At 36.5% G+C, this 15,724-nt stretch carries 15 protein-coding genes; 11 read left to right on the plus strand and 4 right to left on the minus strand.

What is annotated here, in order from left to right; genetic code table 11:
- Nucleotides 1–546: 546 nt before the first annotated feature.
- Nucleotides 547–1,203, minus strand: a complete 657-nt coding sequence (locus ACKWCD_RS00005) for a class I SAM-dependent methyltransferase (protein WP_413981866.1) — start codon at nt 1,201–1,203, stop codon at nt 547–549.
- Between the two features lie 337 nt (nt 1,204–1,540).
- Here ACKWCD_RS00005 and ACKWCD_RS00010 point away from each other — a divergent pair, with 337 nt between their 5' ends.
- The 10 genes from ACKWCD_RS00010 to ACKWCD_RS00055 all read left to right on the plus strand — a co-directional run bounded on the left by ACKWCD_RS00010 (nt 1,541) and on the right by ACKWCD_RS00055 (nt 13,666).
- Entirely contained in the window at nt 1,541–1,969 is a 429-nt protein-coding gene (locus ACKWCD_RS00010) for an HYC_CC_PP family protein (protein WP_413981867.1), read from the plus strand.
- A 116-nt stretch (nt 1,970–2,085) separates the two neighbouring features.
- Nucleotides 2,086–5,844: an efflux RND transporter permease subunit gene (locus ACKWCD_RS00015; protein ID WP_413981868.1), complete on the plus strand. Its 3,759-nt coding sequence runs from the start codon at nt 2,086–2,088 to the stop codon at nt 5,842–5,844.
- Nucleotides 5,844–7,064, plus strand: a complete 1,221-nt coding sequence (locus ACKWCD_RS00020; protein ID WP_413981869.1) for a TolC family protein — start codon at nt 5,844–5,846, stop codon at nt 7,062–7,064. The genes ACKWCD_RS00015 and ACKWCD_RS00020 overlap by 1 nt, the downstream gene beginning before the upstream one ends.
- 10 nt (nt 7,065–7,074) lie before the next feature.
- Nucleotides 7,075–7,299, plus strand: coding sequence for a heavy metal-binding domain-containing protein (locus ACKWCD_RS00025; RefSeq protein ID WP_413981870.1), 225 nt, complete (start codon nt 7,075–7,077; stop codon nt 7,297–7,299).
- A gap of 80 nt (nt 7,300–7,379) precedes the next feature.
- Nucleotides 7,380–8,108, plus strand: a complete 729-nt coding sequence (locus ACKWCD_RS00030; RefSeq protein WP_413981871.1) for an acetolactate decarboxylase — start codon at nt 7,380–7,382, stop codon at nt 8,106–8,108.
- Between the two features lie 108 nt (nt 8,109–8,216).
- Entirely contained in the window at nt 8,217–9,989 is a 1,773-nt protein-coding gene (locus ACKWCD_RS00035) for an efflux RND transporter periplasmic adaptor subunit (protein WP_413981872.1), read from the plus strand.
- A gap of 32 nt (nt 9,990–10,021) precedes the next feature.
- Complete coding sequence (locus tag ACKWCD_RS00040) at nt 10,022–10,891, plus strand: class I SAM-dependent methyltransferase (RefSeq protein WP_413981873.1); 870 nt, start codon at nt 10,022–10,024, stop codon at nt 10,889–10,891.
- A gap of 82 nt (nt 10,892–10,973) precedes the next feature.
- Entirely contained in the window at nt 10,974–11,996 is a 1,023-nt protein-coding gene (locus ACKWCD_RS00045; RefSeq protein WP_413981874.1) for a sulfotransferase, read from the plus strand.
- On the plus strand, nt 11,993–13,264 hold the full coding sequence (locus ACKWCD_RS00050) for an ArnT family glycosyltransferase (protein WP_413981875.1): 1,272 nt from the start codon (nt 11,993–11,995) through the stop codon (nt 13,262–13,264). The genes ACKWCD_RS00045 and ACKWCD_RS00050 overlap by 4 nt, the downstream gene beginning before the upstream one ends.
- Entirely contained in the window at nt 13,265–13,666 is a 402-nt protein-coding gene (locus tag ACKWCD_RS00055; RefSeq protein ID WP_413981876.1) for a GtrA family protein, read from the plus strand. It abuts the gene before it with no gap.
- A 321-nt stretch (nt 13,667–13,987) separates the two neighbouring features.
- On the opposite strand, the gene ACKWCD_RS00060 is transcribed toward ACKWCD_RS00055, so the two are convergent.
- The 3 genes from ACKWCD_RS00060 to ACKWCD_RS00070 are packed head-to-tail and all read right to left on the minus strand — an operon-like array spanning nt 13,988 to nt 15,158.
- Nucleotides 13,988–14,197, minus strand: coding sequence for a GDCCVxC domain-containing (seleno)protein (locus tag ACKWCD_RS00060; protein WP_413981877.1), 210 nt, complete (start codon nt 14,195–14,197; stop codon nt 13,988–13,990).
- Nucleotides 14,197–14,793, minus strand: a complete 597-nt coding sequence (merTP, locus tag ACKWCD_RS00065) for a mercuric transport protein MerTP (protein ID WP_413981878.1) — start codon at nt 14,791–14,793, stop codon at nt 14,197–14,199. The genes ACKWCD_RS00060 and merTP overlap by 1 nt, the downstream gene beginning before the upstream one ends.
- Nucleotides 14,790–15,158 (minus strand): ArsR/SmtB family transcription factor, encoded by a 369-nt coding sequence (locus ACKWCD_RS00070; protein ID WP_413981879.1) that lies wholly within the window; start codon nt 15,156–15,158, stop codon nt 14,790–14,792. The genes merTP and ACKWCD_RS00070 overlap by 4 nt, the downstream gene beginning before the upstream one ends.
- Before the next feature lie 191 nt (nt 15,159–15,349).
- On the opposite strand from ACKWCD_RS00070, the gene ACKWCD_RS00075 reads away from it, so the two are divergent.
- Nucleotides 15,350–15,667, plus strand: a complete 318-nt coding sequence (locus ACKWCD_RS00075; RefSeq protein WP_413981880.1) for a DUF6660 family protein — start codon at nt 15,350–15,352, stop codon at nt 15,665–15,667.
- Nucleotides 15,668–15,724: the final 57 nt, after the last annotated feature.

Here is a 15,724-nt window from a genome sequence, read left to right on the forward strand (position 1 = left end):
GGTTCGCACCATCCTTTTGACTTATCAACAATATTCCAAGTTATGAGTCTCCCCCAGACCCCCTCTTTTCAACATCATCATCATAATAGATTTCATCTATGCAACAAAACTAAAGGCCGTCGCTGTTACCTTTTTTTGTTGCTTACTCAGTTACAATATTCAGGCTTGCTAAGACGTATAAAAAAGAGACCCCACTTTTGGTGGGGTCCTGGCTTTATGCCGTTGTGCAAGAATGGATGTTGTTTTTTCGCTGTCAAAAAAAGGTAGCAGTGGCGGTTCGGGTAGTAGGTCGAAAGCTTTGAAGTTGTGAAATTTTAAATCCTTTTGAATCTGAACAAAACGCTATATTTCAAATTCAGGTAGAATAGAATTTCAATACGTTTTAATCTGGTAATGATGGACCGATAAAACTAGTTGTATGTCAAGTAAATAGTTACACAATAAGGTTAAAAGTATTCTCCAAGAATTAAGAATCCTATCCTAATACTGTTAAATCCGTTTCTATTTTCATGATTATTAATAGAACAGTTTTCATTTAGTTGAGAATCAAACATCCTTTGGTTTTAATTCCAAGCCTGTGTACAGTTTTAGTATTGAAGAACCGTATTTGGGGAATGACAGTTCTTGTTTTACTTCAAAGTGTTTGAATAACATTGGCAGAACAATCTCACGTCTGTCCTCGAAATCCTTTTTAGCACTTTTCCCTGTCAATAGGTTAAAACCAAAATCAAGAATAGGTGATTTGCCTGGTGTTACTAACATAAAACTGCCGTTTGGCCTTAGAGTTCTTTTGACTTCCAAACATACTGCCTCTAAATCAGAAACAAATTCTAAAGCGCTAACTGCTACAATACTATCAAATGAATTGTCTTCCCATATCATCTTTTCCGCTCCACCAGAAACGAGTTCCGCTTTTACATTATATTCAAGGAGCTTTTCTGCCACTTCATTATGTTTGTCATGAATATCAATTCCATAAATATTATGGGCGTGTTTTGCTAGTTCAGGTAAAAAAACTCCACTTCCATATCCGATTTCAAGCAAATGTCCCTTACTCTTTTTAGCGAGCATTCTAATAATTAGGCGAAACCTTGCCTTCATAATAATTCCCAGGAATGGTTTGAAATTCCAATCACCATGATCGACATCACCTGTTTTTATTAAATATTTTTCGGGAAGTAAATTTAATTTTGTCGAACGCATTTCTTTAAAGAGATTTAGTCAAACCGAGGCGTTCAATTGAAGGGTGGGGGCACTTCAAATATATTTTAAATAATAATGTTTCGCTAATTAGTCTTGGCAAAAGAAGACAATTTTACATTTGTCGGATAAAAATAACGATTTGACTGATTTCAAAAGAGAATATTAGCTCCACAAAAAATCTACAAGAATTAACACAACAACCATAATGTTCAAAATTATAAAATTTAAAAAAACACTTTAAAGAACTCGTATTCAGTGTTTTAATATAAATGAGAAGTGAAATAATTTTAGTTAAAAAACCCAGATAATCGAATTATTTACTAGTTTTGTTTAACGAATGAAAGAAACGCTACATAAAATAACCGCTACTCTAATGGCACTTATTGTGCTATTATCCACAATGTCTTTCTCTTTGGATATGCATTACTGTGGCGACCGTTTGGTAGATTTTAGTATGTTCGATAAGGTAGATACTTGCATGATGAAAGCAGAAAAGTCGAAAGACTCTAGTGTCTGTGAAGTTATGGAAATGGAGACGAAGACAGGCTGTTGTTCTGATTTAGAAGTTACAATAGAGGGTCAAGATGATTTAAAAATCTCATTCGACAAACTTACCTTTGAACAGCAACAATTTGTTTTTTCTTTTACGTATTCCTTTATTAATCTCTACAAAGAGGCAGACGAAAATAAAGTTCCTTTCAGAGATTACGTACCACCTCCCTTACTTCGGGATGTTCAAATTTTAGACCAGACTTTCCTTATTTGATTATTAGACAGAATTAAGTACGCCCTGCGATAGCTATCGTTTAGGGCTCAGTTTGTATTTGTTTTTCTGAATATCAGAATATCAAATCTTTCATACCTGTTTAATTATTAAATCACATGCTTAATAAAGCTATCAAATTCCTTATCGAGAACAAGTTAGTTGCAGTACTAATGCTCGTCTTATTTGTAGGTTGGGGTATCGTAAATGCACCGTTTGGTTGGAATACAGGCTTTCTGCCTTCAAACCCGGTAGCAGTAGATGCTATTCCTGATATAGGCGAAAACCAACAAATTGTTTTTACCAAATGGGAAGGTCGTTCTCCACAAGATATTGAGGATCAAATTACGTATCCACTAACTACTTCATTGCTTGGTATACCAGGGGTAAAAACGATTCGTAGTTCTTCTATGTTCGGTTTTTCGAGCATCTATATCATTTTTGATGAGGACATCGAGTTCTATTGGTCGCGTAGTCGGATTTTAGAAAAGCTAAATTCATTGCCGGCTAATCTATTGCCAGAAGGTTTAAAACCAGCTCTAGGGCCTGATGCTACTGGATTGGGTCAAATCTATTGGTATACTTTAGAAGGACGTGACGAAAGGGGTAATGTAACTGGTGGATGGGACTTACAGGAACTGCGCAGTATTCAAGACTATTATGTGAAATATGCACTTTCAGGTGCTAGTGGAGTATCAGAGGTCGCTTCTATTGGTGGTTATGTACAGGAATATCAAGTTGACGTGAATCCTGAGAAAATTCGCCAATATAAAATAAGCCTTAGCCAAATTGTAAAGGCAGTAAAGGAGAGCAATCAGGATATAGGAGCGCAGACATTAGAAATAAACCAAGCTGAATACCTTGTTCGCGGCTTGGGCTATATCAAGACCATTGCGGATTTAGAGAATGCGGTTGTTTCTTCTGAAAATTTCACATCACTTCGAATTAAGGATGTAGCCAACGTAAGTCTTGGGCCAGCAACTAGACGTGGTATTCTGGATAAGGGAGGAGCGGAAGTCGTCGGTGGTGTCGTTGTTGCCCGTTATGGTGCAAACCCTATGGAAGTCATCACGAATGTAAAAGCCCAAATCGATGAACTTAAAGATGGACTACCCTCAAAAGTATTGGCAGATGGCCGTACCTCTCAATTGACCATAGTTCCTTTTTACGACCGTACAGAGCTGATTGAAGAAACCCTCGATACCCTCAATGAAGCATTGACGTTAGAAATACTAATTACCATTTTGGTAATTATCATAATGGTCTTCAATTTAAGGGCGTCTATTTTAATTTCTGGACTATTACCAGTTGCTGTTTTGATGGTTTTTGTTGCCATGAAAATCTTTAATGTAGATGCCAATATAGTTGCGCTTTCAGGTATCGCCATTGCTATTGGCACCATGGTCGATGTTGGTGTTATTCTAGCCGAAAATATGATACGGCATATGGATGATAAAAAATTACGCTTTAGTGAAAGCGGCATGGCATACTCTACAAATGAAATCATCTATAATGCCACCTCTGAGGTTTCTGGAGCAATCTTAACGGCAGTCCTAACTACCATTATAAGCTTTGTACCTGTATTTACTATGATTGGTGCAGAAGGAAAGCTATTCCGTCCCCTTGCATTCACAAAAACAATGGCCCTGACGGCTTCATTGGTTATTGCCTTATTCATAATCCCACCATTGGCGGCATATTTATTTAGAAAGAAGAACCTAAAAGCTTCGTTTAGCTATGTACTTCAAATTTCGCTTTTAGTATTGGGAGCAATTACTATGATTTCAGGCTATTGGTTAGGGATTGTTTTGATTGCTTTTGGAGTAACGGGACTTTTAGATTTAAGAGGTAATCTTGACAAGAAAAAAGTAAATCTCATTAATATTATTATATCCTCAGCTGCTATCATTTTTCTGCTAGCAGAATATTGGAGACCCTTAGGCTTTGATAGAAGCGTATTTGTCAACTTGATTTTTGTAGCACTAATTTGCTTCGGAGTTTTAGGGATATTTTCTGTACTGAGAAGGTATTATGGTCAGATTTTGGAATGGGCATTAGCTAATAAACTCTTCTTCCTAATCATTCCTGCAATGGTTCTTATTTCTGGTGTCTGGATTATGAACAACACTGGAAAGGAATTTATGCCATCCCTGAACGAAGGCTCGTTCCTTTTAATGCCCACCTCTTTACCGCATGCAGGTGTGGAAGAAAACAAAAGGGTATTGCAACAATTGGATATGGCAGTCGCTACCATTCCCGAAATAGAGACGGTGGTCGGAAAATCAGGAAGAACAGAATCTGCGCTCGACCCGGCACCGTTATCCATGTATGAAAATATGATTCAGTACAAATCTGAATACATGCATAATGAGAAGGGTAAAAAGCAACGCTACAAAGTAAATGAGGATGGGCTTTATATACTTAAAGATGGTACTCTAGTAATCAATCCAAATACGGATATAGATAGTGAAAATTCGAATTACGACGCATCGAAATTAAAAGACCCATTTGCTATTCATTCGAAACATTTAGTTGAAGATAGCAATGGCGAATTCTACCGGAACTGGCGACCAAAAATTAAAAACCCAGATGATATATGGAATGAAATCGTTAAGGCGACAAGATTACCAGGGGTAACTTCCGCACCGAAATTACAACCCATTGAAACCCGACTGGTCATGCTGCAAACAGGAATGAGGGCACCCATGGGAATCAAGGTAAAAGGACAGGATTTATTGCAAATAGAAGCCTTTGGCTTACAGTTAGAAGGTATTCTGAAACAAGCCGATGGTGTCAAGGAGCAGGCTGTTTTTGCAGACCGAATTGTGGGTAAGCCTTACTTGTTAATCGATATCAAACGAGAGCAACTGGCGCGATATGGAATATCGATTATTGATGTTCAGCAAGTTCTAAAAGTAGCTGTTGGCGGAATGCCTTTGACGCAGACCGTTGAAGGTCGTGAGCGTTATGGTGTTCGCGTGCGCTACCCGAGAGAATTACGCGGCAATGAAGAAGACCTTAAAAAGATTTATGTCCCAGTTGAAAAGGGAAGTCCCGTCCCATTGGGCGAACTTGTTGACATACGCTACGAACAAGGTCCACAAGTGATTAAAAGTGAAGATACCTTCCTAATCGGATACGTACTATTCGATAAGCTTGATGGTTTTGCCGAAGTAGATGTCGTAGAAAATGCTCAGGCTTTAATAAAAGAAAAAATAGCAACTGGGGAATTAACTATTCCTAAAGGAATCAGTTATCAATTTACTGGAACCTATGAAAACCAGTTGCGAGCAGAGAAAACACTTTCTGTTGTGGTTCCGTTGGCACTAGCAATAATTTTCTTGATTTTGTATTTCCAGTTCAAATCTGTTTCTACTTCACTTATGGTCTTTACAGGAATCACAGTGGCTTTTGCAGGTGGTTTCATTATGATTTGGTTGTATGGTCAAGACTGGTTCTTCAATTTCAATCTGTTCGGAGAGAACATGCGTGACCTATTCAATATGAAAACCATCAATCTGAGTGTGGCAGTATGGGTCGGGTTCATTGCACTTTTTGGTATTGCTACCGATGACGGAGTAGTAATGGCAACCTATCTCACGCAAACCTTTGACCGTGACAAACCAACAGATGAAAAGGGTATTAGACATTCAGCATTAGAAGCTGCGAAAAAACGAATACGTCCTTGTCTGATGACTACGGTAACTACAATTCTTGCTTTACTTCCTGTATTGACATCTACAGGAAAGGGAAGTGATATTATGATGCCAATGGCCATCCCAATTTTTGGGGGAATGGTGATTGATATTACCTCCTATTTTATTGTACCGGTATTGTACAGTTGGAGAGAAGAATTAAAACTAAAAAGAGCAAACTAATGAGAACTATAAATATTGTTATCTGTTTTTTGCTTGTTTCCGCTTTTTCGAGCGCTCAACAATTACAATCATTTATTAGCGAGGCACTAGATAATAGTCCAGAGATTCAGGCGTATAATCTTCGTCACAACATAGCTGAAGAAAAAGTAAACGAAGCTGATTGGATTCCCAATACAGAATTCAGCGCAGGGTATTTTGTGAGTGAACCTGAAACTAGAACTGGTTCGCAACGTGCTCGATTTTCGGCGAGACAAATGTTGCCATGGTTCGGTACGATTACGGCTAGAGAAAATTACGCAAGCGCAATGGCAGATTCAGAATATGTAGAAATCGTGATTGCAAAACGTAAACTGGCACTTTCGGTTTCTCAATCCTATTATAGACTCTATAGCATAAAGGAAAAACAAAAAGTACTTGATGAGAATATTCAGTTATTGAAAACCTATGAAAAATTAGCACTTACCTCTGTGGAAGTTGGAAAAGCATCTGCAGTAGACGTATTGAAATTGCAGATTAGACAAAATGAGTTGCAGCAGCAAAAAGAAGTTTTAGATGAGGGGTATTCAGGCGAGCAAACAATCCTTAATAAATTGCTTAATCGAGATGGGGAAACAGAAGTAACTGTTCTTGAAAACTTAATGCCCCCAGATGAAGATAGCGTGTTCGCTGAGGATGCTTTAATGCTAAATCCAGAATTGCTCAAATATGACAAACTCTATGAATCCGTAGTACAATCAGAAGAATTAAATCAAGCAGAGCGCAATCCTATGATTGGTTTTGGATTGGATTATATGCCAGTTTCTGAGCGACCTGATATGAGTTTTAGTGATAATGGTAAGGATATTTTTATGCCGATGGTTTCTGTTTCTGTGCCTCTTTTTAATAATAAGTACAAGTCTACTTCAAAACAGAACGAACTAAAACAGCTTGAAATTAGAGCTCAAAAAGACAGTCGCCTAAATGATTTGGAGTCTGCTTTTGCTCAAGCGATATCATCGCGCAATCAAGCTAGAATTAAATACAATACACTCGAGAAAAACTTGAAGCAAGCTAATGATGCGGAAGAAATCCTTCTTAAAAATTATGAAACGGGAACTATTGATTTTAATGATGTACTCGATATTCAAGAGCTACAATTAAAGTTTCAAATCAATCAAATAAGTGCAGTCGAAACTTATTATGCGCATAGCGCAATAATCAATTATTTAATAACTCAATAAATACAAAATAATGAAAAAGCTTATAGTAACTCTAGTAGGGATAATAGTCTTTACAACGATTTCAGTAGTCTCATGTAAGGAAGATAAAGCAGCAAGAGATAAGAAATACAATACTGCTTATGTATGCCCTATGCATTGCGATGATAGTGGTAGAGACGAAGAAGGCACATGTGTCGTGTGTGGAATGACTCTTGTAAAAAATGAGGAGCATTACGAAGACGGACACACTCACTAGGAAAAATTATAAAGTCAATGGATCAGGTTTGTTGAGAGAGAATACTAAGCCTCTTTGCGTTGCTAAACAAATAGAAGAAAATGAATATTAATAATCACACCTATTACCAATTACTTGGAGTGGCACTGTTGAGTTTTTTAATTATGTCTTGCACTAAAATATCTACCAATGTGAAAGTTAAGCATTCGGGAGCTTTGCGAAACATAATGTCAGGAAATATAGAGGCTACAATTTCATTAGATACCCTATCACAAAAAGAACATTTTTATGCTCTTGGCGCAGTAGCAGATTTAAAAGGTGAAATACAAATATTTGACAGCCAACCACATAATAGTGTTGTAATTGATAATAATATCAGTATCACCGATTCTTATGCCATGAAAGCTGCTTTACTGGTTTATGCGGAAGTTGAAACATGGAATGGTTTTAATATTGAGAATGTCAAAACGAAAGTTGATCTAGAAAAGAGAATTTTTGAAACTGCGAAATCCAATGGTATTAATGTGCAAGAACCTTTTCCTTTCTTGTTAGAAGGCGAAGTCTCTTCTTTAGATTGGCATGTGATAAATTGGAAAGATGGGGATACAGACCATAATCACGACAAGCATAAGCAATCGGGATTGAACGGAAGTCTGGACAACAGCGCGGTAGAAATCATAGGCTTCTATTCTACAAAACACAAGGCCGTCTTCACACATCATTCCACCAATATACATATGCACTTTAAAACAGAAGACAATAAATTATCAGGACATGTTGACGATTTGATTTTAAATAAAAAAATGTCATTAAAACTACCAAAAAGATGAAACAGCTTTTAGATTTTAAAGATCGTAATAAAAATAGATTTCCATCAAATAGTCTTCTTTCTGCGATAATTATGCACGAACCGTCGGAAATAATTAAAACTATTTAACATGAAAAAAAACATCTTGTACTTCGGTATTGCGGTAATGATTGGACTACTTGGGGGTTACTTAATATTTGGTGCTAGTGCCGATAGTGCTAATAAAACGGTAGATAATCACGACCATTCAGAAACATCGGCTAATCAAATGTGGACATGCTCAATGCATCCGCAGATTATGCAACCGGAACCCGGAGATTGCCCAATTTGTGGTATGGAATTGATTCCTGCAGAAGCAAGTTCTGAAGGCTTAGCTGCAAATCAAATCAAGATGACCGAAAACGCATTGGCATTAGCAAATATTGAAACCACCATTGTCGGTAATCTTAAGGAAAGTAATGATGATGGGGTAATTTCACTGTCTGGTAAAATAGCTGCAAATGAGGAAAACAATGCTATTCAAGCAAGTTATTTTGATGGTCGCTTGGAGAGATTAAATGTAAGTTTTGAAGGGCAAGAAGTAAAAAGAGGGCAATTATTAGCAACAATTTACTCACCAAATCTTGTAGCTGCTCAACAGGAATTAATTACAGCGACTTCTTTAAAACAATTTCAACCGGCTTTATATAAAGCTGTTCGTAATAAGTTGAAACTATGGAAACTTTCTGAAAGTCAAATCGACAATATAGAGTCGACAGGAGAAGTGCGTGAAAACTTTCCATTATACGCAACGGTTTCAGGAACAGTAGCGATGGTAATGGCAGCAGAAGGTGATTATTTAAAACAAGGTCAGCCTATCCTAAAAGTAAGTAACCTCAATTCAGTTTGGGCAGAATTTGATGCTTATGAAAATCAAATTTCACAGTTTAAAAAAGGACAGAAAATAAAGGTTACCACGAGCGCATATCCTAAAAAGGAATTTGATGCAGTCATATCATTTATTGACCCTGTGTTGAATAGTAGTACAAGAACTGTGACGGTGCGCACAACCTTAAAAAACAATGAAAATTTGTTCAAGCCTGGAATGTTTGTTTCCGGAAAAATAAAAGGCACAGCCAAAGCTGTGGAAGAGTCATTGAATATTCCAGCAAGTGCTGTTTTATGGACAGGAGAACGCTCTTTGGTATATGTAAAACTAAATCCAAATGAGCCTGTTTTTGAAATGCGAGAAGTTACTGTAGGCCTTCGTAACGGAGATAATTTTACAGTTACTTCAGGATTAGAAAATGGAGAAGAAATTGTGACCAATGGCACTTTTACAGTAGATGCAGCGGCCCAATTACAAGGCAAGAAGTCAATGATGAACAAGTCTGGTAGGAAAACAATGACAGGTCATGAAGGCCATTCGGGAATGCGAGGTGGTTCAGAATTTAAATCCAATACGATTCCAACAATGAAGATGAAATTACCAAAGGCATTTCAAACAGCTTTTCAAGCTGCGTTAAAATCTTATTTTAAAATGAAAGATGCCTTTGTTGCTAGTGATGAGAATCAGGTATCTGCTTTGGCAAAAACGACATTTGAAAAAATGAAAGCCATAGAAATAGAAGGTTTGGGCAAAATGGAAAAATCGCATCTATCCAAGAGTATTGAAATGTTTAGTGCTATCTCATCAAATTCAGACTTAAAAACCCAAAGAGCTCAATTGGTTGTTTTAAATGAAAATATTGTGGCCCTTGCAATGAATATCAAATCGCCATTAGAAACATTGTATTTACAAAAATGTCCTATGGCCAATAATGGCCATGGAGCAATTTGGTTAAGCACGCAAAGCGATATTAAGAACCCCTATTATGGTGAAGCCATGCTGACATGTGGGAGTGTGATTAAGACCATTGAATAAAAGTTGTCATATCTAAAGACACGAAATATATTATGAGAAAAATCTGTAAGTCCATAAGCGATTGCCCAGATGAAAAGAAAATATTTCTGAATAAAAACGGATATGAAATATTTGAATGTACAACCTGCGGTCATAGATTTCACCGTGTAGATGATTCTGAAATACACCTTGAAAAAGTATACTCCGATAGTTATTTCTTCGAGGGTAAATCTGGGTATCCCAATTATTTGGATGAAAAGGAAATCCTGATAAAACACGGCAATCGCTATGCTAAATTAATGTCAAAATATATTGACAAACCAGGTAAAGTATTGGATGTAGGCAGTGCAGCGGGCTTTATACTTAAAGGGTTCGAGAACGAGGGTTGGACTTGTTATGGTGTAGAGCCAAATAAAACAATGGCGGAATATGGTAAAGATGAATTTGGCTTCGACATACAAGTTGGGGATCTAGAGTCTTATGAAACCAATCAAAAATTTGATTTGATAACATTAATCGAAGTGATTGGTCACTTTAACGACCTTGATATAGCTCTACAGAAGGCTCATAGCTTTTTAAGACCCAATGGTATTATTCTAGTTGAATCATGGAACCGAGAAAGTCTGATTGTGAAATTAATTGGTAAACACTGGCATGCATACTGTCCACCAAGTGTTGTTCATTGGTTTTCTGACAAAACGATAACTGAACTTTTTGATTTTTATGGTTTTGATCGCATAAAAAAAGGATTCCCCTTCAAACGAATAAAATTAAAGCATGGGATTGCTCTAATCGATACCAATACACCAAATTTTTTTCTAAAACAACGTATTATCAAATTACTAACAAATTCATTTGGAAAACTAAAATTGATTTATCCGCCAATAGATGTCAAATGGTACGTGTTCCAAAAACGGAATTGAACTTTAATGAAAACAACAATAAAACCAATATTCAAATAATCAACCTAAAGGAGCTTCATTGCTCTCGATAATAAACAGTATTATGAGCTATTCTAATTTCAAAGACCCGGTCGGTTTACTTAAACGCATGCTTCTTTCAGGAAACAAAACCGCTTATTCAATCTTATTCAGGGAGTTTTTCACCAAACTGGTTATCCCGGTTGATTTGCTATTACGAAATTCAGAGAAAAGAAAATTAAAAAATTCCAAAGATTCATCACTTCCGATTATATTGGTTCTAGGTGGTTCAAGAAGTGGAACTACACTGCTATATCAAACCTTGGAGCGATACTTGCCCGTAAGTTATATCAGTAATTTTATTGCCTCTTTTGTTAATTCCCCGATAAGCGCATATAAATTGTTCCGCAGATTGATTCCTAAATCTGTCAAGGGTTATCAAAGTTATTTTGGCAGTGTTCAAGGCTTTGGCGGACCTAACGACGCCTTTTTCCTCTGGAATAGATGGCTAGGCGAGGATAGAAACCATGCACCTGAGGAAATAAGCGAAGAATCAAAGATGGAAATGAGGACCTTTTTCAATACTTGGTTAAAAACGACGAAAAAACCATTTCTAAATAAGAACAATCGAAATTCACTTTGTGCACCTATGTTTGACAAAATATTTCCAAATATCTTCTTTGTTGAAATTTATAGAGATCCGGTTTTTGTTGCTCAGTCCATTATTTTGTCCCGTAGAACTGTTCAAGGTAGTGATAAGATTGCGTGGGGTCTGCTCAGTAAGGACTCGGAAAACAATATAGACCCATTGGCCTATATAGATGACATTTGTCGGCAAGTGTTTGAAGTTAATCAGATAATTGCCTTAAACAGGGCTAAAATCGATTCGAAAAAATATTTTAGGGTTTCGTATGAAGATTTTTGTGAAAACCCTGGTGAGATAATTAAATTGGTCGGTATTCAAGCTCTTGACCGCACCATAGATGATACAACCCTTGCTGGCCTAAAATTTTCAAAGGCTTCTAATGGACAACGATTAACGGACGAGGAGTTTAACCGCATCAAAAACTGTTTAAAGGACCTTCAGAATAAAAACGGGCTAGCATGAAAACATATATAATGAGGAAAAACTATATTTGGTTAATTCTTTTGTTGGTCATTTATTTGATTGCAGTAATTCTAATGAATAAGCCCCTTAAAGGAGATGAACTTAGATACCTTGCCTATGCGGAAAATTTGACACAGGGGTTTTATACAGATTCTGAAAACCCTGACTTATCTAACGGTCCGGGTTATCCGATTGTACTTTTACCGTTTGTTGTCATTGGTAGTAATCTATTGTTCGCTAAACTTTTAAACGCAATTTTTGTTTTCATTGGAATTTGTTTTCTCTATGAAACCCTCTTGTTTTATACCAATCAAAAATACGCTTTGCTCATTGTTTTACTTGTTGGACTTTACCCTCCTTTACTACGGTGGATGCCAGTACTATATTCGGAGTCATTATCATTTTTATTGGTTTGTGGTTTTCTATTTTATTTTTGTTCGCTTTATAGAATAAAGAAAAATTGGAAGTCGGTAATTTTGGCCTCCTTATGTCTTGGTTTTCTTGTACTTACGAAAGTTGTATTTTTCCATGTAATCGTGGTAAGTATCATCGCTCTAACAATTTTGCTCTTAGTTAAAAGGAAAAAAAGCCCTAAATGGGCATTGTATGTAGCGATCGGCGCGTTCATTGTCACCAGTCCGTTTCTTATTTATGCCTATTCCGTAACAGGCAAAATATTTTACCTAGGTACACGCGGGGGGGAAATACTCTATCATCGAGCTACACCATTTGAAAACGAATATGGCAACTGGTTTTCACCTGATAAAATTTTGGGACTTGATAATGATCCAAGCAATGAAAATTTAAAACTGTTAATTTCAAATCATAAAGAATTCTATTCGCAAGTCATGCCCCTCAGTAATATGCAAAGAGATAGTGTGTTCAAGACCAAAGCTATCGAAAACATGAAAGCATATCCAACTAAATATTTTAAAAATACTATAGCTAATGCCAGCCGATTCTTGTTCAATGGACCCAATTCATATCAGTCGGAAGACCTAAATGATTTCGGTTATATTATTCCCAACGGGGTTATCATGGTTCTTTCTGTATTATTGGTTTGGCCTGCCTTCCTATCAAGAAAAAAAATACCGTTTGAGGTAAAAGCTGCACTATGGTTTAGCCTTATCTATGGTACAGGTATGATTTTATTACTTGGAAAACCAAGGTATTTTATAATGATGGTACCTCCACTAGTTCTTTTTCTAGTTTATGGATATAGTCATATTTTAAAAATTTCTGGTGTGAGAGAAAAGCAAAAATCGTAGATGACCAAGCACAGCTTAAGAAGTCCGATAGTTCAACAAATCCTTTTGTTTCTTATAGTTGGAGGTGTTTGTTATGTTGTTGGAATAGCTTTGTTGATGCTCTTCGTCGAAATTGCACATATCGAAGTTAATCTTGCCAATTTTTTAGCATCATTCATTACCATATTCGTCTGCTATTTACTAAATGCCAAATTTGTGTTCAAAAGTGGGCGCTATTCAAGACAAAAAGAAGTAATGGCATTTTTTTCATTTTCAATAATAGGACTTGCTCTAAACGTAATATTGATGTATATAATGACCAGATACACACCAATATGGTATGTAATTTCAAAAACCTTGATTACTATATTTATTGCGGTGTTTAATTTTATTGTTCGCAAAAAGCTGATTTTTCTAGACTAACCCAAAAAGAATCATTTATCCGATTATCGGTTAATCATTTGGTGTAATAATCATATTCTTATTTCAATCAAATGTTTTTGCTACGGTTTAGAAACCTTTTTATTCAATATTAGGTCGGCCCTCTTAGTAGGACAGATGTGTTGTATATAGAAAAAAATGATGAAGATGGACAAACATACAAACTTGGTCTGAATAGTCTTAAAAAACGAACCTTTTTTTAGACTTTTAACCAATTTTTAAAGTTCAATTATGGGTGGGATTAATTAAACCTGCGATTTTTAAGCGTTGCCCCATAAAACGTTCGTTTTTCGAAACTCAACACTAAGAGCAACAATTTGAACCTTCTTGTATTGGTGGGCAGGCTACAGTCCCATAGGAACAATAAACACAACAATCGCCTTCTTTTGGCTTCAACAGACTCTTACAATTATCACATTCATAGAAGAATTGACAGGCCGTGGTAGGCATTTCTTCCTCTTTTTGAAAACTGCACTTTGGACAGGTAATAGTAGATTTTAATATCGTTTCCATTATTTGATTATTTTGTATCCTGTGCTTAATATGGCAGTTTCTATCTTTTGAAGGTCGACCTTGGTTTCATCATATTTTACCGTTGTATTCGCCGCTTCGTAATCCGCATCGACTTTTAGTATGCCATCAAGTTTGTTTACTTCGCTTTCGATATGTGCTTCGCAACCCGAGCAGGTCATCCCTTCTATGTCTACCCTAATTTCCTTTACATTTGATTGCTCCACATACACTACTTCATTACCCACGTTTGGTGTGGAATAAAAAACATGGGCGTAATGGGGAAAGGCCAACATGGCTCCGGCAAATAGCGTTATCAAAAACAAAAAACCCTTGGAGTTGATAAACTTGGGCTTTTCAACATCACATTCACAATCAATTTCCTCTTGGGTTTTGCGTTTGAATTTTTGATACCATGCAAATGCTAGCACCAAAACCGTAAAACCGATTAAATATGGTCTAAAAGGTTCTATCCATGAAAAGGTAGAGGCTAAACCAGTAGTTCCTGCCAGTACTGCGAGTACAGGTGTAATACAACATATAGATGCAGCAAGGGCAGTTAGAACCGACGTTCCAATCAATTTTTTATTTCCAATCATAACACTATGCTTTCCTTTTTCAATAAATTGAGAATAGGGCTCAATGTCGCCATCTTGTTCTTGTTGAGCGCATAAAAAATGGTCTGAGCTTCTTTTGTAGCGTAGATTAAATCTCTATCCTTTAGTTTTCTTAGGTGTTGTGAAATTGCCGATACGTTCATTTCCAGTATATCGCTTAAATCACAAACACAGAGTCTTTCTTCTCTTTGTAACAAAAAAAGAATCTTAAGGCGAACTTTATTTCCTGCTAGGTTAAGAACCTCGGAAACAAAACTCAATGGATTATCCAGCTCCTCAATTGAAGCCCGACAGTCCATTATCTGTATTGCGTCTGCTGCCAATCTTATGCAAATTTGCTTTCCCATAAAACAAAGATATGTATTTTAGCATTTGCTTAAATACAAGAATACGTTAAATTAGTAGTTCTATTAAACGGCAGTTTAAAGAATCTGGTTTAGAAAATCTATGGAGTCTTATAAATTGTTCCTTCTACAAAACTGTTGGCATAGATGAGCTTTGCAACACAGTTGCATGCATTTCTTGCTATCTTTGCAAAGTGAAAACATTCGCAGTCATACTATCCTTATATTTTTTGGCACTCAACTTAGTGCCTTGTGGCGATGATGCTCAAATTTCCGATTCAGCAACAACCGAGTTTCAAGTGGGTTCGGACCATAATCAAAATCACGGCGATTGCGAACTTTGCTCACCTTTTTGTCAATGCCATTGCTGTCATTCGCACACCATTGTTTTTGATTTGGACATCTTTGAGCCTATCGAACCTAAGGTTATACAAGAAAGTTTTTCCCATTTTGAAAGCGTAAGCGAAGATCCGGTATTTACCCTCTTTCAACCTCCCAAGAGTATTGGCTAATTACATATGCGATGACATCATCGCCCTCCAAAAAAAATTAGTCAATTAAATTCAAAT

The organism is Maribacter taeanensis, from assembly GCF_047345145.1.
GTDB lineage: Bacteria > Bacteroidota > Bacteroidia > Flavobacteriales > Flavobacteriaceae > Maribacter_C.

Bases quoted from the DNA above. Each gene is read 5' to 3' on its own strand.
- ACKWCD_RS00005 (WP_413981866.1), bottom strand. From the start codon at position 1,203: ATGCGTTCGACAAAATTAAATTTACTTCCCGAAAAATATTTAATAAAA.
- ACKWCD_RS00010 (WP_413981867.1), top strand. From the start codon at position 1,541: ATGAAAGAAACGCTACATAAAATAACCGCTACTCTAATGGCACTTATT.
- ACKWCD_RS00015 (WP_413981868.1), top strand. From the start codon at position 2,086: ATGCTTAATAAAGCTATCAAATTCCTTATCGAGAACAAGTTAGTTGCA.
- ACKWCD_RS00020 (WP_413981869.1), top strand. From the start codon at position 5,844: ATGAGAACTATAAATATTGTTATCTGTTTTTTGCTTGTTTCCGCTTTT.
- ACKWCD_RS00025 (WP_413981870.1), top strand. From the start codon at position 7,075: ATGAAAAAGCTTATAGTAACTCTAGTAGGGATAATAGTCTTTACAACG.
- ACKWCD_RS00030 (WP_413981871.1), top strand. From the start codon at position 7,380: ATGAATATTAATAATCACACCTATTACCAATTACTTGGAGTGGCACTG.
- ACKWCD_RS00035 (WP_413981872.1), top strand. From the start codon at position 8,217: ATGAAAAAAAACATCTTGTACTTCGGTATTGCGGTAATGATTGGACTA.
- ACKWCD_RS00040 (WP_413981873.1), top strand. From the start codon at position 10,022: ATGAGAAAAATCTGTAAGTCCATAAGCGATTGCCCAGATGAAAAGAAA.
- ACKWCD_RS00045 (WP_413981874.1), top strand. From the start codon at position 10,974: ATGAGCTATTCTAATTTCAAAGACCCGGTCGGTTTACTTAAACGCATG.
- ACKWCD_RS00050 (WP_413981875.1), top strand. From the start codon at position 11,993: ATGAAAACATATATAATGAGGAAAAACTATATTTGGTTAATTCTTTTG.
- ACKWCD_RS00055 (WP_413981876.1), top strand. From the start codon at position 13,265: ATGACCAAGCACAGCTTAAGAAGTCCGATAGTTCAACAAATCCTTTTG.
- ACKWCD_RS00060 (WP_413981877.1), bottom strand. From the start codon at position 14,197: ATGGAAACGATATTAAAATCTACTATTACCTGTCCAAAGTGCAGTTTT.
- merTP (WP_413981878.1), bottom strand. From the start codon at position 14,793: ATGATTGGAAATAAAAAATTGATTGGAACGTCGGTTCTAACTGCCCTT.
- ACKWCD_RS00070 (WP_413981879.1), bottom strand. From the start codon at position 15,158: ATGGGAAAGCAAATTTGCATAAGATTGGCAGCAGACGCAATACAGATA.